The sequence below is a fragment of the Streptomyces sp. M41 genome, from assembly GCF_043673425.1.
GTDB lineage: Bacteria > Actinomycetota > Actinomycetes > Streptomycetales > Streptomycetaceae > Streptomyces.
Genome location: NZ_JBIMKE010000037.1, coordinates 51,457 through 68,976, shown reverse-complemented (window position 1 = coordinate 68,976; position 17,520 = coordinate 51,457). Strand labels below are relative to the sequence as shown.

The window sequence follows — 17,520 nt, the reverse complement described above, 5'->3', positions numbered from 1 at the left end:
CCCGCGTCCTGGGCCTGCGCCGCACCCCGCTCGGGCGCCGCGGCCAGCGCACGCCGGCGCCGCCCGGTCGGCTGTGCGCCACCGGCGCTCTGCGTGCCCTCGGCGCCGACGGCCGTACCGGCTCCCGAACCTCCCGAACCTCCCTGAGCGCCGTCACCGGCCGCGGGCAGCGCGGGCGGGAGAGCGTGCTGCTCCCCGCCGTCACGCCGGGCGCGTCGTCCGGTGGGCGCGGGCACGCCCTGCGGCGGTACGGTCCCGCCCAGTCCGTTGCCGACGGCCGCGGCCCCCGCGGCATGCTCGGCGGCGGTGACGACGGCGCCCTCGGCGACACCGTCCACGCCGCCCTCGGCCGGGCGTCCACGCCGCCGTCCGGTGCCACCGGATCCCTCGCCGCCGTCGCCCGCCCCCTGGGGACCCGGCCCCTGCGGACCCGGCCCCTGGGGACCCGGCCCCTGGGCAAGTTCTGCCGCGGCGGCACGCCTGCGCCGCCGCCCGGTGGGCGCCGCACCCTCGGCACCTGCCGACTCGGCACCGCCCGCCCCGGAACCGCCCTCGGTGTCGGCGCCCGGAGTGTCGCTCTCCAGGAACGCGTCGACGGATGACCGCCGGGCCCGCCGCCGCCCACCACCGGCACCCTGCCCGGCACCCACGCCGCTCACGCCACCGACGGTCCCGTCACCGGCCTCGGCCGCGACGGCCTCGTCGGGGACCGGGGAATCGGAATCGGACTCGGCAGGGACGGCGTCGACGGCGGGAACTGACCCGGCCCCGCCCCCGATCGGCACTTCGAGGACGTACGCGCTGCCGCTCATGCCCGGCACCTCGTGCGTCTGGAGCACACCACCGTGGGCCCGCACGATCCCGCGCACGATCGGCTCGTGCACCGGGTCTCCCCCGGCGTACGGCCCGCGCACCTCGATCCGTACGACCTCACCGCGCTGCGCCGCCGCGACGACGACGGTGTTGTCCAGGTAACCGCCCGCCGACACCGGCGAGTTGCCGGTCGCGTCGACGCCGGCGACGTCGGCGACCAGATGCGCGAGCGCGGTCGCGAGACGCTGCGGGTCGACCTCGGCCTCGATGGGCGGCGCGTGCACGGCGAACTGCACCCGCCCGGGCCCGATCAGTTCGACGGCCCCGTCGACACCCGCGGCGACGACGGCGTCCAGCATCACCTTCGTGCGGGCGACCCCGTCGCCACCGGAGTCGAGGCTCTGATACTGCAGGACGTTGTCGATCAGGGTCGTGATCCGCGAGTAGCCGGCCGACAGGTGATGCAGCACCTGGTTGGCCTCGGGCCACAACTGCCCCGCGTCGTCGGCGGCGAGGGCGGCCAGCTCCCGGCGCAGCTCGTCGAGCGGGCCGCGCAGTGAGCCGCCGAGCAGCGTCAGCAGCTGCTCGTGCCGCCCGGCGAGCGCCTCGTAGCGGTCCTTCTCCCGCTCCCCGAGCGCGGCGTACCGCTCCTCACCGGAGGCGAGCTCCTCCTGGTGGCGCTCCTGGAGCTCCTCGATCTCGGCCACATGCTTCTGCCGCAGGGCGGTCAGCTCGGAGGCATGCTCGTCGGCGAGGCGCTCCAGCTCCTCCTCGTGCCGCTTCTGCGCGCCGTCCTTCTCCTCGGCGAGGGCGTCGTAGGGCCGCCGGTCGGTGAAGGTCATGACGGCGCCGACGAGCTGGTCGCCGTCGCGTACGGGCGCGGTCGTCAGGTCCACGGAGACCTTGTCGCCGCCCTTGGACCACAGCACCTGTCCGCGCACCCGGTGCTTGCGTCCGGAGCGCAGGGTGTCGGCGAGCGGGGACTCCTCGTACGGGAAGGGGGATCCGTCGGCGCGCGAGTGGAGCACCAGGGTGTGCAGCTCGCGCCCGCCCAGGTCGCTGGCCCGGTATCCCAGTATCTGAGCGGCGGCCGGATTGACGAGGACGATCCGTCCCTCGGTGTCGGTACCGACGACCCCCTCGGAGGCCGCCCGCAGGATCATCTCGGTCTGCCGCTGCGAACGTGCCAGCTCGGCCTCGGTGTCGACGGTCCCGGTCAGGTCCCGTACGACGAGCATCAGCAGCTCGTCACCGCTGTAGCCGTAGCCGTCGTAGGCCTGCTGGCCGTTCTCGAGATTCGCGGACGTGACCTCGACCGGGAACTCGCTGCCGTCCGTCCGCCGGGCCGTCATCCGGGTCGGCTTCGTCCGCCCCTGCGGGTCCATGTGATCGGGCCGCCGCATGGAGCCCGGGATCAGCTTGGAGTCGAAGTGCGGCAGCAGATCGAGCAGCCCGCGGCCGACCAGTGCGGTCCCCGGCGCCTCGAAGGCCTCCAGGGCGATGGTGTTGGCGTTGACGACGGTCCCATTGGCGTTGACCAGCACCAACGCATCGGGAAGCGCGTCGAGTATGGCTGCGAGGCGAGCAGCGCCTCGGGATGGCCTGCTGCTCACGAGACGCTTCCTCCCTGTTACCGCACCTTGCCGACCGCTCGGGCCATCTTGCCAACCGGCCCGCGGCGTGTCACGCGAGGGAGTCTAAGGGCTGAGGTTGCGCTCGCGACGCCGGATGAGAGGGAGGTCGCACGACGAAGTGAACCAGAACGTATGACCGCCTGTGCAGACGTCCGCCCGGCGTCCCGCCAGCCCCCTTCTGCCTTCGCCGGACCTTCGCGGGACTTTTACGGACCCGGTGCTTCTCCTATGAGATGGCAGTGCGAAGACCGAGAAGGCGGTACGACCACGTACCGGAGCCCCTGCTTCCCTCCCCGCTCATCGCCGCCCCTCCTGCCGCAGATCGGGAAGGACGGGTACGAGCCGGTCCCAGCGCCCGATCTGACAGCCGTCGCCGCGGTCGTACCTCGCGTCGACGGGCCGCCCGACCCAGGTGCCGGTGACATGCGCGGTGGCGGGCCCGCCGTACTGCATGGTGCAGATGGAGTCCTCCGGTACGGGCGCGAAGGCCTCCCTGCCCCACCGGGTGCCGCGGTCGAGCGTCGCGCAGGCGCCGGCGGGGTCGGGGTGGTCGCCGCGGGCGGGGTGGCAGTACAGCTCGTAGGTCCCGTCGGCGCTGTGGCCTGCGTTGCGGACGGTGATGGTGAGGTGGTCGCCGGAACGGCCGGGGTCCGGGCGGGACGAGGGCGTGAGGGGGAGGGGCGCGGCCTGGGCGTGCGCGGGGGCGGGCAGCGCGGAGGCGGAGCCGACGGCGACGAGGGAGGAGGCGGCGACGAGAAGAAGCCGCCGGAGGCGTTCGTTCCCGGCGGCACGATTGACCTGCAACATGACCTGGCTAACGCCCCACACCCGCGGACGTTGCGCCCCGCCCCCGCCGACGACCTCGCAGCACGCCGGGAAGGGCTTTGCCCTGTGGCCTGCCTGCCTAGTACCGTGGACGTCGATTGGTGACACCCCGCTCGACTGTGTCATCATCTGCACGCACCGGTCGCGCTCGCGCGAGCGGCTGTGCTGGAGGCGTCGCCTAGTCCGGTCTATGGCGCCGCACTGCTAATGCGGTTTGGGCCTTAAAGCCCATCGAGGGTTCAAATCCCTCCGCCTCCGCGCTAGATCACGAAGCCCCGGTCCCCAGGACCGGGGCTTCGTCGCGTAACCCGCCCTGATCGGCGTTTTCCCAGGTCACAAGGGGTGCGGCAAACGGATTTCACATGGCGGCGCCGGTCATGTAATGTTCTTCCTGTCGCCGCGAGCGGGCCGGAAGGGCCGGGAGCGGCGAAAAAACAGAACAAGCACTCGTAGCTTAACGGATAGAGCATCTGACTACGGATCAGAAGGTTGCAGGTTCGAATCCTGCCGAGTGCACAGCATTTCAGAGGCCCTGTGGAGTGATCCACAGGGCCTCTGGTTTTTGTGTTGACGGCACTGTTTGACGGCAACCCTGGATCGCAGGGTTACAGGGCAAGCGCTCGGACCATTGCCTTTCGTCCCATCTGTTGCCATCACCTCTCTCATTCCGATAGAACCCGATACGCGCGGATCATCATGGCCTGGTCGCTGCTGAAGGTGGCGTGCGCACGTCGTCCTACTGGCGGATGCCTCGGCTTAATGGCAGTCCCGCACCCCCGGTGGGGCTCCCGGGGATCGGTCATGTGGACCAGGGGGGTATTACTGCATTGGCAATGACTAGGGGTGAAAAGGGATGGTTCAGCGGCGTAAGCGCCTTGGCCGTGGTGCTGCTCCTGCTGCTACTCAGCTCTTGTGGCGACGACTGTGAGGATGTGGCGGCGGCGCCGGGTGCGACGGTCACTGTCACGGCCACTCCGGGCCCGGCTGGGAGTCAGGTCGGGAAAAACGTCGACAGCGCCTCAGAGCGAGCACGGCAGACCGGGCTGAGCGTTGCGGTCCACGACGCCAGCAATCGGGACGAGACCCCGGGTGGGGACTGGACGGTGTGCTTCGAGGAGGCGACCTTGAGCAAGGTCGACTTCGCTGCTGTGCCGGCTGGGGCACGGTGCCCGAAGAAGGATGGCCAACGCATTCCCTGGCCCAAGATGCCGAACGTGAAGGGCACCACGTACGCCAAGGCAGTGGAGAAGCTGGGGGATGCCGTCGGTGAGGTGGCCATCGAGGCCGCCTACGAGGACGAGGCGGCCTACGACACGGACAACGAGGATGGTGACTACGCGAACTGGAGGGTGTGCTTCCAGAGCGTCAAGGCTGGGACTGCCCTGCCGTATGAACCAGATGTCACCCTGCACGCCGTCGAGAAGGGCGAGGCGTGTCCGTCATCGAAGGGGCTTTACAAGGACCCCACGAACGATCCGGACTACGTCGACCCCGACGACGGATGGTCTGAAGACGACAGCAGCAGGGGGAACAGCGGTAGCAGCGAGGAGGACTACTACCCCGGTGATAAGGGTGGATGCCCGCCTGGCGGTTGCTACAACCCGTGTCCGCCCGGAGGCTGCCGGTAGAACGCAAGGGCCCGCGCCAATGTTGCTCTGGCGCGGGCCCTCGTAGGCGGAGTGAGCGGACTTGTCTACCTCACGGCGTACCCGACGCGGTCGAATGCCAAGCGCTGGGAGTCGAGTCGCACCAAGGTGTGGATGTCCATGGTCACCCGGATCGGGCTGTGACCGAGAACCTCCATGACCATGCGGGCGTCGGCACCCTGCTCGTGTAGGAGTGGCGCGCCGGTGTGGCGCAGGTCGGGTGCAGGTGCTCCTTCGCCGGCGCCCTGATGTCCCTGTCCCTGAAGCCATTCGCTTTCCGGTCGTGGCGGTGACCGCGCAGGCCGGATCAACTCTCTTGCGAACAAACGTGTTTGTTGCGTGTGTTCGAATGTGCCTAGCTTTCGTGCATGACCATGTCACGAAGGACGATCATCAAAGGCATAGCCACCGCCCCCCTCGCCGCCGCCGGCGGTGGTCTGCTCGCTGCGGCTCCCGCGCATGCGGCGACCATCGACGCTGGGCAGTTCTCGCTCGCCAGCCGGTCGGGGAACGGGCATGGCGAATTCGCCGCTCTTGCGGACGGGTTGGCGGCCGAGCTCGTCAAGGTGGACGCGAGCGCCGTCGTCGCCGACACCAATCGCAGTGCCACGCGCCTCACCGGTGCCCCCAGTACGGCAGAGGCGTTCCAGACCGGGTTCGCCTTCGATCCGGACGATCAGGCCGTCGACTACTGGATACCGCAGGGCGTCACCACCAGCGCCGACGCGTACGGCAACGGGCTTTACCCGCAAGGCGGCAGCGACAAGGTCGTTCTCGTCTCCTGGTACTTCGAGACCAATCCCGACGGTGTCGGCGGGGACGAGTACGGCCTCGACAAGGGACTGCGGCTCACCTTCGTCGACTACAACGCCCCCAGCGCGCCCACCTATCGGCACGTACTGCTGGTCGAGCCGGTCAGGAACGCCGCCGGCGCGTACTCGTTCAACCCGATACGCAAGCACGCCGGCGGCATCATGTGGTACGGCAATCTGCTGTACGTCGTCGACACGTACAAGGGGCTGCGGGTGTTCGACCTGAACACCCTCTTCAAGGTCGAGACCGGCGAGAAGGACGTGTGCGGGCTGCACACCGACGAGAAGTACTACGGCTACGGCTACCAGTACGTCCTGCCGCAGAGCCACGCCTACGACAACGCCGGGAAGTACCTGCGCTACACCACCATCGGGCTCGACCGCGCCAGCACCCCCGACAGCCTGGTGATCAGCGAGTACTCGAAGTCCGGCACCGTCGATTACACCGACGGTTCGTTCAACGGCACCGGCGCGCCCACCACCACGCCCAAGGTGGTCCGCTGGGAACTCGACTACACCGACCGCCACCTGGCCTCGCTCACCGCCAAGGAGGCCGTGACCGTCGCCCAGCAGAAGATCCAGGGTGTCGTCTCCCGCGAGAGCAAGCACTACCTCGCGGCCAGCAACGGGCCCGCCGCCAAGGGCACCCTGCGCACCTTCACCTCCGGCGGCTCCACCGCCGGTGTCGTCTGCGATCTGGCCATCGGCTGCGAGGACCTCAGCTACCACAGCAGCGGCGCCTCCGGCTGGGCCTACGCCGAGTCCGTGATCTGGAACGTCAGCGAGTACACCGGCAAGCGGTACGTCTACGCCGTACGGGCCGACGGTTCCTGACCGTCGCGCGGCCGGATCAGGGACCCCCGGGCGTCCGGGTGGCCCGGGTCCGGGGAGATCTGCTCCCGTGCCGTCTCCGGGGTGTGCAGGGACTGTTCCGTCCAGATGCACTTGCCCGTCGGCGTGTAGCGCGTCCCCCACCGCTGGGACAGCGCGGAGATCAGCTGAAGCCCCCGGCCGCCCTCGTCCGTCTCCGTGGCCCGGCGTATGCGCGGCATCGTCAGGCTGCCGTCGAAGACCTCGCAGATCAGGTCGGCGCCATGCAGGAGGCGTAGGCGCAACGGGCCCCGGGCGTGCCGGACGACGTTGCCGATGAGCTCGCTCGCGAGCAGCTCGGTCGTGGGCGTCAGGGCGTCGAGGCCCCAGGCGGCGAGCTGCTCGCGGATCAGGCCGCGCGCCTGGCCCGCCGCCCTGGGGTCCTCGGGCAGGGACCAGGAGGCCATACGGGTGACGGGCAGTGCGTGCAGCCTGGCCAGCAGGAAGGCCGCGTCGTCGGCCGCCTGCTGGTCGGCGGGCAGCAGCGCGGAAGTGATGCGCTCGCACAGGTGGTCGAGGTCCTTCGCGGTGCCCTCGGCATGGGAGGTCCGCAGGGCCTCGGCGAGCGATGCCATGCCCTCGTCCATCTCGCGCTTGGAGGACTCCACCAGGCCGTCGGTGTACAGGACCAGCACGCTGCCCTCGGGGACCGCGATCTCCGTCGTCTCGAACGGGGGCTCCGCCGCGCCCAGGGGCGGGTCGGCCGGCAGGGACGGGAACACGACGGTGCCGTCGGGACACAGCAGGGCGGGCGGCGGGTGGCCCGCCCGGGCCATGGAGCAGACCTGGGTCGTGGAGTCGTACAACGCGTACAGGCAGGTCACATACGACTCCTCGCCCATGGCGCCGACGATGTCGTTGAGGTGGCTCATGATTTCGTCGGGGGGCAGTTCGAGGTCGGCCAGGGTGTGCACGGCCGTACGCAGCCGGCCCATCGTCGCAGCCTCCGGCAGGCCGTGGCCCATGACGTCACCGACGACCAGGGCGACCTGGCCGCCGGAGAGCGGGATGATGTCGTACCAGTCGCCGCCGACGTCCATGCCCGGCCCGGCCGGCAGATAGCGGGCGGCGGTCGTGCAGGCGGGGAGGTCGGGCAGGTCGCGGGGGAGCAGGCTGCGCTGGAGTTCGCGGGAGCGGGTGCGCTCGGCGTCGAACAGGCGGGCGCGTTCCAGGGCCTGGGCGACCAGGGCGCCGGCCGCGGTGAGGAGGGTGCGCTCCTCGTCGGTGAGGCGGCGCGGGTGGTCGAAGGTGACCGCGCAGACGCCGAAGGTGTGCCCCGAGGCCGTCAGCGGGAGGAAGGCCCAGGCCTGCTGTCCGTCGCAGGCGGGCACGGCGGCCAGGGCGGGGTAGCGTGCCGCGAACTCCTGGCGGGACGACAGGAACAGGGGCTCACCGGTCAGGATCGCGTCCCACAGTGGTCCGGCCGCCGTGCGTGGGCGGCCGTCGACCAGGGCGAGGACGTCCTCGGGGTGCCCGACGGAGCCGACGGTGTGCAGCCGGTCGCCCTCCAGGGCCTGTACGACGAGGCCGGTCGCCTCGAACGGCGGCAACACCCGGCGGGCCACCGCGTCCACCACGTCGTTCGAGGTCGTCGCCTTGGCGAGCGCGGCCGTCAACTGCGCGATCCGCGTGGCCCGTTCGGATGCGGCACGCTCGGCGGACCGGCGCTCCTCCTCCAGGCGCCGTTTCTCGGTGACGTCCGTGAAGTAGATGGTGCGGCCGTCGGGCCCCGGCACGAGCCGGAGATGGCACAGGCGCCGGTTCGGCAGCCGTACGTCGAAACTGACCGACTTCTCCGCGGCGGCGGCCTGCCGGCAGCGGATCTCCAGGCCGGGCACCTGCTCGGCGGCGGGCAGGTCCCACAGCAGGCGGCCGATCAGCTCCTTCTCGGAGTAGCCCAGGGTGCGTTCGGCCTCCAGGTTGGCGAAGGTGATCCGCCAGTCGTCGTCCATCGCGAGGAAGCCGTCGCTCATGTGGCGCAGGGCCCGGCTGAGCGCGTCCCGGGCGGACCGCGGCTCGTTGCTGTCCCAGCCCACGCCGATCATCCGGCTGGGCTCGCCGTCGTCGTCGTACGTCGCCGTGCCGCGGGCCTGCGTCCAGCCCCAGGTGCCGTCCAGCTTGCGCACCCGGTACTCGGCCTCGAAGACGCCCCGCCCGCGGATCGCCCGGTCCACCGCCGCCAGCGTCGATGCCAGGTCGTCGGGGTGGACGCGGCGCATCCAGTCGCCGATCTTGCCGGTGTGGTCCTGCGGCCGGGTGCCGTAGAGCTCCAGGGCCGCCTCGTCCCAGATCAGGTCGCCGGTGCGGATGTCCCAGTCCCAGGAGGCGACCCGCACCTCCCGCAGCGCCTGGCGCAGCCGCTCGCCGTGCTGTTCCGGCTGCAGCGGCCGGGCGGGGCGGGCCGACGGCGGGGCCTGGCCCATGCGTTCCACGGTCCAGGCGACGACGGCACGCAGGAACTCCCAGTGAGCGGGGGCCGGTTCGCCCGTTTCACCCATGAGGAGGGTGAGGGCGCCGGTGCTGCGGTCGCCGCTGTGCATCGGCAGGACGGCGAGGCCGGTGCCGGGCAGGTCGGCGGCGGGGCAGTCGGGGATTTGGACGGAGGTCAGCGGCATCCACAGGCCGTTGCCCTCGTGCAGCGCGCGGGCCGGGGCCAGCGGGACCTCCTGCTCGATGATCTCCCAGGGGCGGGTGACCGCGGCGGGCAGGCCGGCCGCCGAGACCAGGCGCAGCGTGGCCAGCGGACCACGGAGGTGGATCATGCCGCCGAGAGCGCCCAGCTCGGCCACCGCGTGCTGGAGAGCCAGTCGGAAGACCTCGCTCTCCGCGACACCGGGGGCCACCGCGCCGAGCAGCGTCAGCCGAGCGTTCATGGCGTGGACTTTACCGTCACGGCCCTCGCCGAATCGATGGTTCGCAAGATCCTCACTGCCCTCGTTCAGGCGGCTTGCCTCGATGTCAACGGTGGTACGAGGAGGCGGAGTTGGGGTCAGGCCGCCGTGCAGAGCCGGAGGGAGTCGGGTGCCTTGAGCGGTGCCGGGCCGCTCTGCTCGCCACCGTTGCCGGCGAAGACGAACAGGCGCAGCACCAGGAAGCGTCCGATACCGGCCAGGGCGGAGGCCGTCAGGTACACGGTCTGTTCCCACAGCGTGGACGCGGACGGCTGGACCGCGTGGAGGACGAGCACCGCGGCCGTCGTGGCGAGGTAGGCGGCGGTGGCCGAGCCCGCCGACTGAAGGTGCCGACGCAGTCCCGCCCGGCGCCCGGTGCCGAAGGTGAACAGGGCGTGCAGCTCGGTGCAGAGCAGGGTGCCGGCCACCGTGATCAGGGCGTTGGCGAGCAACCAGGGCATCGTCGAGGCCAGCAGCGGTACGGCGGCGCTGGAGAGGATGCCGACACCGCCGCCGCACACCACGAAGCGTACGAAGGAGGAGAAGGGACCCGGCCTCGACGGACGCTGCGACTCCATGGCGGTTTCCTTCCGGGCGGGCCTGAACCTCTGACGGATTCAGCTCATCCCGGCGCGGCTTCAGAGCGGACTCAGTCGGGCTTCAGCCGGTATCCGGCGGGCTTCAGCCGGCCTGAGGAGGCCGGCTTCGACCGGTGTCCACGATGCCGGTGCCCGGCCAGGGAAACGATGGAGCGGCCCACCGGAAGGAAGGTGGGGCCCACCCCACCGTGCGACGGGGGTGGGCCCGGTATCGACGGCTCCGGCCCGCCCGCCGGCTACTCGACGCCGCTGCACACTACTTGACGGCGCCGACGGCTACTTGAAGGCCCCGACATGCTGCCTCGCCCACTCCTCGAACGACCGCCCGGGTCGGCCGAGGATGCGCTCCACGTCGGGGCTCACCTGCCGCAACGCGGGCGCCGGCGTTCCCAGCATGTCGAGTGTGCTCTCGACGACGGGCTCGGGCATCGCCACCAGCATCCGCTCCCGGGCCTGAGCGCGGGTCAGCTCCAGGAACCGCACCGCCTCGCCGATCGCGCCCTCGATCGCGGCCGTCTGCTGCCGGGGCGAGACGGGCGCGGGGCCGGTCAGTTCGTGGACGATTCCGTCGTGGCCCGGCTCGCGCAGGGCCACGGAGGCGACCTCCGCGACATCGGCCGGGTCGACGGTGGGCAGGGCCACGTCACCGAACGGCGCGGCCACCTCCCGCCGCGTGCGGATCATGTCGGCCCAGGCGAACGCGTTGGCGTGGAAGCCACCCGAGCGCAGGATCGTCCAGTCCAGCCCCGAGTCCCGTACGGCGTGCTCCAGGCCCGGCGGGAGGTTCCCGGTGCCGACCCCCAGGGACGACAGCAGCACCACCCGCCGGACGCCGGATGCTCGTACGACTTCCAGGACGGCCGCGAGGTCACCCCCCGCCGCCATGAAGTCGCCGGAGGTCAGCAGGAACAGGGCCTTCGCGCCCTCGAGCGCGGGCTCCAGGCTCTCGGGTTCGCCGAGGTCGGCCTGGCGCACGGGGGTTCCGGCCGGCACGTCCCGGGCGGAGATGCGGCGGGACACGGCCGTCACCTGCTCGCCGGCGTCGACGAGGGCGCGCACAAGTGGCCGTCCGACATTGCCCGTTGCTCCGGTCACCACGATCATCATCGGTCTCCGTTTCCGAGTTCGTGTCTCGTACGGCGACGCTACTGTTGCGTGGGTAGTAGGTACCTAGAGGAAAGTAGTGGCGGAGGGGGCTGGTTGTGACCGAGGACACAGGGATGCGGGCGCCGCGCGGGGGCGATCCCGAGGCCGCCTGTCCGATCGCCCCCGTCGTCGACATCGTCTTCAGCCGCTGGACCACGCCGATCCTGTGGGCGCTCCATGAGTACGGCCGTCAGCGCTTCGTCGAGCTGGAACGCCGGATCGCCACGATCACGCCGAAGGTGCTGACCCAGCGGCTGCGGCAGCTGGAGCGGGACGGGCTGGTCGTGCGCACGTACCACGCCGAGGTCCCGCCACGGGTGGAGTACGAGATCAGCGAACTGGGGCGCAGCCTCGCGCCGTTGTTCGCCGCGCTCTCCGAGTGGTCGGTCAACCTGGGCGACGTCGAGGCGGCACGGGTGGCCTACGACGCCCGGGAGGACGCACGCGTGCGGGGGCGCTGACCTCCGGCGCCGTGCGAGCTCAGGTGCGGTCCTGCTCGCGGAGTTCGTCGATGTAGGACTGCGCGAGGCCGGTCGTGCGGCTGAACCAGTCCGTGAGTACGGCGATCTCGTCGGCGGAGTACTCGGCGAAGAGGGCGATGAGGCGGGTGTAGTAGGGGCCGTAGAGGGCCTCGACCCGGGTGACGGCGGACGGTACGGCGGCCACCCGGACGCGCCGCCGGTCCGTGGGGTCCGGGCGGCGGGTGACGAAGCCGGCGCGTTCCAGGCGGTTGAGGATGCCGGTCATCGCGCCGGTGGTGACGTGCGCGTGCTCGGCGAGGTCGCCCGCGGTGAGCAGGTTCTCGCCGGCCTTCAGTACACAGCCGAAGCAGAGCAGGTCGGTGATGTTCAGGCCCAGCCGCTGGGCCATCTCCTGCTGGCCGAGCAGATGCGCGGCGATGAGGGAGTCCATCGCGTCCAGGGCCTGGGCCGGAGTGGCGGTGGGGCGCGGCGTGGCTGGCATTTCTTCGGTTTACCTTAGCTTGTGAGGGGTTTATTGGCTAAACTTCTTAGAACGTGAGAGATGTCGAGGAGAGGCAGGCTCGTGAGTCAGTATGACGAGGGGCACACGGTCGCGGGTTGGACCGGATGCGCGATAGCGACCGTCGGAGCGGCCGTGGCGGGAACGGGGATCTGCCTGGTCTCGGCCGCGTGGATCGCGGGCGGGCTGGCCATCGGGGTGGTGAGCGTGCTGGTCACCTGGGCGCTGCATCTCACCGGGTGGGGCAAGGGGCCGGGACCGCGCCCGCGGGATCAGTGGGGGATGCGGGTGCGGGACGCGAGCGCGTGGGGCGGGCACGCGCAGTGCTGGGGATGCCGGCTGGCGGGGCGGGGGCGCAGGGGCCCGGCTGCTGCGGCGCGCGAGGTCGCCCCGGCGGTGGGCGGTGGGGAGCCGGTGCCGGAACAGCCTGCTGTGCCGGTGCGGTGACCGGTTCGACGACCGGCGCGGTGCCCCCCCCGCGGTGCCCCCCCCGCGGCGCTGCCGGGGCCGCCACCGGACCGCCATTGTCAGTGGTGGCCTCTAGTCTCGAAGAGCGATGGCACAGGCGTGGAGATGCTCGGGGCTGCGGTGGTCGGCGGACGGCCCCGTGCTGGCGTGGGACGGTGGTCGGCGCTCGGCGCTGACCTGGGGGAAGCGGGTGGCCTTCGGGGTCGCGGGAGGGGGTGTGCGGACATGTGTGGGGGCACGGGGGCATATGTGTCCGGTACGGGCCGTCGTGCCGGGGCGGAGCACGGGGGCGCGGTGCGAGGAGTGTGCGCGGCTGGACCGGGCGCACTCGGTGGCTGCGGACACGATCGCGGACGACCCGCGGCCGTACCGCGTATATCTGGCGTGGTTCGGCCCCGGCATGACCAAGGTCGGCATCACCGCCCTGGAGCGGGGCTCGGCCCGGCTGCTGGAGCAGGGGGCGGTCTGTTTCAGCTGGCTGGGCGCCGGCCCGCTGATGGCGGCTCGGCGTACCGAGGAGCTGCTGCGGGCGGCGCTGCGGGTGCCGGACCGGATCCCGTACGCCGACAAGCGGGCGGTGCGGTCCGCGTTGCCGGCGTCGGTGGCGGAGCGGGCGGCTGAGGTGGCGGACCTGCACGCGCGGGCGGTGGCGCTGGACGCCTGGCCGGAGTCCCTCACCCGTGCGCCCTGCCAACCGGTCGACCACGCCGGGGTCTTCGGGCTGGCGGCACTCTCCCCCGCCTTCGGGGCGGTCACCGAGCTGGTCGCGGGCGGCTCGGTGAGCGGGCGGCTGGTGGCGGCGGCCGGACCGGATCTGCATGTGGCGACGGGGGCCGGGGTGGTCGTGGTCGATACGCGGTTGATGACGGGGTGGGAGCTGGTGCCGACGGGCGGTGACGGTGAACTGTCGGTGCCGGTGCGGGAGTTCGAGGAGGAGGTGGGGGTGCAGGACGGGTTGTTCTGAACACCGGGTAGGCCGTGCCCGTTCGATCCGTTCGATCCGTTCGATCCGTTCGTGCCATCGTTCCCAGGTGCCGCCTGAGAACCTCCTGTGTGTTTCTCAGGGAAATCACAGGTTGTGGAAAGTGTGTTCTCAGCGGGCCCCGACAGGGTGTCCAGCATGACCACGACCTCGCCCCAGGGGCGCACCGAACTGCTCAGGCCGGACGGGAGCCCCGTCCGAGTGCTGGTGGTGGACGACGAGCAGTCGATCACCGAACTGCTGTCCATGGCCCTGCGTTACGAGGGCTGGCAGATCCGCAGTGCGGGGGACGGCCAGGGTGCCGTCCGCAGCGCGCGTGCCTTCCGGCCCGACGCCGTCGTCCTGGACATGATGCTGCCGGACATGGACGGGCTGGCCGTCCTCGGGCGGCTGCGGCGTGAACTGCCCGATGTGCCGGTGCTGTTCCTGACGGCCAAGGACGCCGTCGAGGACCGGATCGCCGGGCTCACGGCCGGCGGGGACGACTATGTCACCAAGCCGTTCAGCCTGGAGGAGGTCGTCGCCCGGCTGCGCGGGCTCATCCGGCGCTCCGGTGCCGCCGACCGGCGCTCCGACTCCACGCTGGTCGTCGGGGACCTCACCCTCGACGAGGACAGCCACGAGGTCGCGCGGGCGGGGGAGAACATCCACCTCACCGCCACCGAGTTCGAGCTGCTGCGGTTCCTGATGCGCAATCCGCGACGGGTCCTGAGCAAGGCTCAGATCCTGGACCGCGTCTGGTCCTACGACTTCGGCGGGCAGGCCAACGTGGTCGAGCTGTACATCTCGTATCTGCGCCGGAAGATCGACGCCGGCCGGGAGCCGATGATCCACACCCGGCGTGGCGCCGGGTACCTGATCAAGCCCGCCGCGTCATGAGCGGGCGGCGACGAACGCGTGCGCAGAAGCGGCAGCGGCGGGCGGGCCGGCCGCGCACTCTGCGGACGCGGCTCGTCGTCGCGTCCGTGGTGCTGATCGCCGTGGTGTGCGCGGTGATCGGTACGGTGACGGCTCTCGCCCTGCGACAGCACCTGACCGATCAGCTGGACGGGCAGGTGCAGGCCGCCGGTGAGCGTCTGTCGGGGCCCGTCAAACCGGGCGGCAGGGGCGACCCGCCGGCGACGGAGGACCGGATCGAGGGCTTCGTCACCAAAGGACCCGTGCAGGTGAGGACAGTCGCGGCCGAGGTCGGCGCGGACGGCGCGGTCACCAGGGCCGTCATGGCCGAGCAGCGGTCCGACCAGGCCAGTGGCTTCGAGGGGCAGGCCACCGACCTCGGCAGCGCCGTGCGGGAGGTGCTCTCCGGCGTTCCCGCCGACCGCGAGAAGCACACGGTGACGCTTCCGGGCCTCGGTGAGTACCGGGTGATGTACGTCCCCGGCTTCGAGGACGACTACTACGTGGCCCTCCCCACCGAGACGGTCACCAGCACCCTCGACACCCTGGTCCTCGTGGAGGTCAGCGTCACCGGCGCCGCCGTCGTAGCCGCCGGAATCGCCGGCACCGTCATCGTCGGCGTGGCCACCCGCCCCCTGCGCAGGGTCGCCGCCACCGCCACCCGGGTCGCCGAACTCCCGCTGCACGCGGGCGAGGTGAACCTCGAGGAGCGCGTCCCCGAGTCCGAGACCGACCCGCACACCGAGGTCGGCCGGGTGGGCGCGGCCCTCAACAGGATGCTGGACCACGTTCACAGCGCCCTGCACTCACGTCAGCAGAGCGAGACGCGGGTACGGCAGTTCGTGGCGGACGCCAGCCATGAACTCAGAACGCCCCTCGCCTCCATCCGGGGATACGCCGAGCTCACCAGGCGCGGCGGAGAAGAGGTCGGGCCCGACACCCGGCACGCCCTCGGACGTATCGAGTCCGAGGCCGGGCGCATGACGCTGCTCGTCGAGGATCTCCTCCTGCTCGCCCGGCTCGACGCCGGACGGCCGCTCCGGTTCGAGCAGACCGATCTCGTACCGCTCGTCGTCGACACCGTCAGCGACGCCCGAGCGGCGGGCCCGGACCACATGTGGCGGCTCGACCTGCCCGACGAGCCCGCCCTCGTCCCCGCGGACGCGGCCCGGCTGCACCAGGTCCTCGTCAACCTGCTCGGCAACGCCCGCACCCACACCCCGCCCGGCACGACGGTCACCGCCCGTGTCCGACGCCGGGGCCACTGGTTGTGCGTGGACGTCGAGGACGACGGTCAGGGCATCCCGGCGGAGCTGCTTCCGCATGTCTTCGAACGGTTCGCGCGCGGCGACTCCTCCCGCTCGCGTGCCTCCGGCTCGACCGGCCTCGGCCTCGCGATCGTGCAGGCCGTGGTCACCGCGCACGGCGGTGTCGTGACCGTGGACAGCGTGCCCGGACGCACCGTCTTCACGGTGCGTGTGCCCGCGCTCCCCGGGCCGCCGCCGAGCCCCGGAGCGAGCCGGCCACCGCACTCACAGGCACGGCACAGCGTCACCACATGGGCGGAACAGGGCGCCTGACGAAAGTCGGTCCCATGCGAACCGACTCTTCTCCCGGCACCCTGCCGGCACGGGAGCACCTCCCGGCCGCGGACGCCGGTACGCCTGTCCTGGACGTGGTGATTCCCGTCCACAACGAGGAGAAGGACCTCCAGCCGTGCGTACGGCGGCTGCGTGATCACCTCGAGCGGACCTTCCCGTACGCGTTCCGCATCACGATCGCGGACAACGCGTCGACGGACGCCACCCCTCAGATGTCGCGGTGGCTGGCGGCGGAGCTCCCGGAGGTCAGGGCCTTCCGGCTGGAGCACAAGGGCCGCGGCCGGGCGCTGCGGACCGTCTGGGCCACCTCGGACGCCCCGGTCCTCGCCTACATGGACGTGGACCTGTCCACCGACCTCAACGCCCTGCTGCCGTTGGTGGCGCCGCTGATCTCCGGTCACTCGGACCTGGCGATCGGCTCCCGGCTCAGCCGGACCTCGCGGGTGGTGCGCGGCGCCAAACGGGAGTTCATCAGCCGCTCCTACAACCTCATCCTGCGCGGCTCGCTCCAGGCCCGTTTCTCCGACGCCCAGTGCGGTTTCAAGGCGATACGCCGGGACATCGCCCAGGTGCTGCTGCCGCTGGTGGAGGACACCGGCTGGTTCTTCGACACGGAGCTGCTGGTGCTCGCCGAGCGCGCGGGGCTGCGGATCCACGAGGTGCCGGTCGACTGGGTCGACGACCCCGACTCCACGGTCCACATCGTGCGGACGGCGACCGACGACCTCAAGGGCGTGTGGCGGGTGGGCAGGGCGCTCGCGACCGGCTCGCTGCCGCTGGACCGGCTCGCCCGGCCCTTCGGCGACGATCCGCGCGACCGCGAGATCAAAGGCGTGCCGGGTGGCCTGGCCCGCCAACTCGTCGGCTTCTGCGTCGTCGGCGCCCTGTCCACCCTGTGCTATCTCCTCCTCTACAGCGGCTTCCGCCTGTTCACCGGTTCGCAGATCGCCAACGCGCTCGCCCTGCTGGTCTCCGCCATCGCCAACACGGCCGCCAACCGGCGCCTGACCTTCGGGGTGCGCGGCCGTGGCGGTGCCGTACGCCATCAGGCGCAGGGCCTGGTCGTCTTCGGCATCGGCCTCGCCCTGACCAGCGGCTCGCTGGCCGCCCTGAACGCGGCCGGCAGCGACCCCGCGCACTCCACCGAGCTCGCCGTCCTGATCGCCGCCAACCTCGCGGCGACGGTCCTGCGCTTCCTGCTCCTGCGGGCGTGGGTGTTCCCGGACCAGCGCTACGCCCCCTCGACGCCGGCCGCCGCATCCCGCACCCCCTCCCCCTACCCGCACGACACCGACGCGAGGAACCACCGATGAGCGTCCACCACGACCGGCCGAGCAACGGCAGGGCAACGAGCC

14 protein-coding genes and 2 tRNA genes are annotated in these 17,520 nt (G+C 71.5%); 10 read left to right on the top strand and 6 right to left on the bottom strand.

The annotated features are described in order from the left end of the window. Window positions 1-2,426, bottom strand: a 2,426-nt coding sequence (locus ACHBTE_RS31975; RefSeq protein WP_394728523.1) for a PAS domain-containing protein, incomplete at its 3' end; no start/stop codon positions are given. Between the two features lie 318 nt (window positions 2,427-2,744). After that, window positions 2,745-3,254 carry an SSI family serine proteinase inhibitor gene (locus ACHBTE_RS31970; protein WP_394728521.1) on the bottom strand — a complete coding sequence of 170 codons (510 nt, stop codon included), beginning with the start codon at window positions 3,252-3,254 and terminating at the stop codon, window positions 2,745-2,747. A gap of 185 nt (window positions 3,255-3,439) precedes the next feature. Between ACHBTE_RS31970 and ACHBTE_RS31965 the strand changes: the two genes are divergently transcribed. From ACHBTE_RS31965 to ACHBTE_RS31950, 4 genes are all read left to right on the top strand, one after another. Further along, window positions 3,440-3,530, top strand: a tRNA-Ser gene (locus ACHBTE_RS31965). A 185-nt stretch (window positions 3,531-3,715) separates the two neighbouring features. After that, window positions 3,716-3,788: transfer RNA gene (locus tag ACHBTE_RS31960), tRNA-Arg, on the top strand. Window positions 3,789-4,105: 317 nt separating this feature from the next. After that, on the top strand, window positions 4,106-4,900 hold the full coding sequence (locus ACHBTE_RS31955; RefSeq protein WP_394728519.1) for a PASTA domain-containing protein: 795 nt from the start codon (window positions 4,106-4,108) through the stop codon (window positions 4,898-4,900). 386 nt (window positions 4,901-5,286) lie between these two features. After that, window positions 5,287-6,564 carry a hypothetical protein gene (locus ACHBTE_RS31950; RefSeq protein WP_394728517.1) on the top strand — a complete coding sequence of 426 codons (1,278 nt, stop codon included), beginning with the start codon at window positions 5,287-5,289 and terminating at the stop codon, window positions 6,562-6,564. Here the strand turns inward: ACHBTE_RS31950 and ACHBTE_RS31945 are convergent. The 3 genes from ACHBTE_RS31945 to ACHBTE_RS31935 all read right to left on the bottom strand — a co-directional run bounded on the left by ACHBTE_RS31945 (window position 6,537) and on the right by ACHBTE_RS31935 (window position 11,194). After that, window positions 6,537-9,473: a SpoIIE family protein phosphatase gene (locus tag ACHBTE_RS31945; RefSeq protein ID WP_394728515.1), complete on the bottom strand. Its 2,937-nt coding sequence runs from the start codon at window positions 9,471-9,473 to the stop codon at window positions 6,537-6,539. The two genes, ACHBTE_RS31950 and ACHBTE_RS31945, sit on opposite strands and share 28 nt — an antisense overlap. Before the next feature lie 116 nt (window positions 9,474-9,589). Continuing rightward, window positions 9,590-10,069 (bottom strand): hypothetical protein, encoded by a 480-nt coding sequence (locus ACHBTE_RS31940; protein WP_394728513.1) that lies wholly within the window; start codon window positions 10,067-10,069, stop codon window positions 9,590-9,592. 297 nt (window positions 10,070-10,366) lie between these two features. Then, on the bottom strand, window positions 10,367-11,194 hold the full coding sequence (locus tag ACHBTE_RS31935; protein WP_394728533.1) for an NAD(P)H-binding protein: 828 nt from the start codon (window positions 11,192-11,194) through the stop codon (window positions 10,367-10,369). A gap of 116 nt (window positions 11,195-11,310) precedes the next feature. Here ACHBTE_RS31935 and ACHBTE_RS31930 point away from each other — a divergent pair, with 116 nt between their 5' ends. Then, window positions 11,311-11,697, top strand: a complete 387-nt coding sequence (locus ACHBTE_RS31930) for a winged helix-turn-helix transcriptional regulator (protein WP_394728531.1) — start codon at window positions 11,311-11,313, stop codon at window positions 11,695-11,697. A 19-nt stretch (window positions 11,698-11,716) separates the two neighbouring features. Here ACHBTE_RS31930 and ACHBTE_RS31925 read toward each other — a convergent pair whose 3' ends face one another. Beyond that, a complete protein-coding gene (locus ACHBTE_RS31925; protein WP_394728511.1) occupies window positions 11,717-12,199 on the bottom strand; it encodes a MarR family winged helix-turn-helix transcriptional regulator in 483 nt (160 codons plus the stop codon). 81 nt (window positions 12,200-12,280) lie between these two features. On the opposite strand from ACHBTE_RS31925, the gene ACHBTE_RS31920 reads away from it, so the two are divergent. From ACHBTE_RS31920 to ACHBTE_RS31900, 5 genes are all read left to right on the top strand, one after another. After that, a complete protein-coding gene (locus ACHBTE_RS31920; RefSeq protein ID WP_394728509.1) occupies window positions 12,281-12,664 on the top strand; it encodes an HGxxPAAW family protein in 384 nt (127 codons plus the stop codon). Window positions 12,665-12,773: 109 nt separating this feature from the next. After that, the gene (locus tag ACHBTE_RS31915) at window positions 12,774-13,649 is read left to right on the top strand and encodes a DUF2797 domain-containing protein (RefSeq protein WP_394728507.1); all 876 of its coding nucleotides are present in this window, start codon (window positions 12,774-12,776) and stop codon (window positions 13,647-13,649) included. 156 nt (window positions 13,650-13,805) lie between these two features. Next, window positions 13,806-14,546, top strand: a complete 741-nt coding sequence (locus ACHBTE_RS31910) for a response regulator transcription factor (RefSeq protein WP_394728505.1) — start codon at window positions 13,806-13,808, stop codon at window positions 14,544-14,546. Then, complete coding sequence (locus tag ACHBTE_RS31905; protein WP_394728503.1) at window positions 14,543-16,144, top strand: ATP-binding protein; 1,602 nt, start codon at window positions 14,543-14,545, stop codon at window positions 16,142-16,144. Before ACHBTE_RS31910 ends, ACHBTE_RS31905 begins: the two co-directional genes overlap by 4 nt. 14 nt (window positions 16,145-16,158) lie before the next feature. Next, entirely contained in the window at window positions 16,159-17,478 is a 1,320-nt protein-coding gene (locus tag ACHBTE_RS31900; RefSeq protein WP_394728501.1) for a glycosyltransferase, read from the top strand. The last annotated feature ends 42 nt before the right edge of the window (window positions 17,479-17,520 follow it).

What these genes read in the sequence shown, in the direction of transcription:
- ACHBTE_RS31970 (WP_394728521.1), bottom strand. Translation starts at nt 3,254, where the DNA reads ATGTTGCAGGTCAATCGTGCCGCCGGGAACGAACGCCTCCGGCGGCTT.
- ACHBTE_RS31955 (WP_394728519.1), top strand. Translation starts at nt 4,106, where the DNA reads ATGACTAGGGGTGAAAAGGGATGGTTCAGCGGCGTAAGCGCCTTGGCC.
- ACHBTE_RS31950 (WP_394728517.1), top strand. Translation starts at nt 5,287, where the DNA reads ATGACCATGTCACGAAGGACGATCATCAAAGGCATAGCCACCGCCCCC.
- ACHBTE_RS31945 (WP_394728515.1), bottom strand. Translation starts at nt 9,473, where the DNA reads ATGAACGCTCGGCTGACGCTGCTCGGCGCGGTGGCCCCCGGTGTCGCG.
- ACHBTE_RS31940 (WP_394728513.1), bottom strand. Translation starts at nt 10,069, where the DNA reads ATGGAGTCGCAGCGTCCGTCGAGGCCGGGTCCCTTCTCCTCCTTCGTA.
- ACHBTE_RS31935 (WP_394728533.1), bottom strand. Translation starts at nt 11,194, where the DNA reads ATGATCGTGGTGACCGGAGCAACGGGCAATGTCGGACGGCCACTTGTG.
- ACHBTE_RS31930 (WP_394728531.1), top strand. Translation starts at nt 11,311, where the DNA reads ATGCGGGCGCCGCGCGGGGGCGATCCCGAGGCCGCCTGTCCGATCGCC.
- ACHBTE_RS31925 (WP_394728511.1), bottom strand. Translation starts at nt 12,199, where the DNA reads ATGCCAGCCACGCCGCGCCCCACCGCCACTCCGGCCCAGGCCCTGGAC.
- ACHBTE_RS31915 (WP_394728507.1), top strand. Translation starts at nt 12,774, where the DNA reads ATGGCACAGGCGTGGAGATGCTCGGGGCTGCGGTGGTCGGCGGACGGC.
- ACHBTE_RS31910 (WP_394728505.1), top strand. Translation starts at nt 13,806, where the DNA reads ATGACCACGACCTCGCCCCAGGGGCGCACCGAACTGCTCAGGCCGGAC.
- ACHBTE_RS31905 (WP_394728503.1), top strand. Translation starts at nt 14,543, where the DNA reads ATGAGCGGGCGGCGACGAACGCGTGCGCAGAAGCGGCAGCGGCGGGCG.
- ACHBTE_RS31900 (WP_394728501.1), top strand. Translation starts at nt 16,159, where the DNA reads ATGCGAACCGACTCTTCTCCCGGCACCCTGCCGGCACGGGAGCACCTC.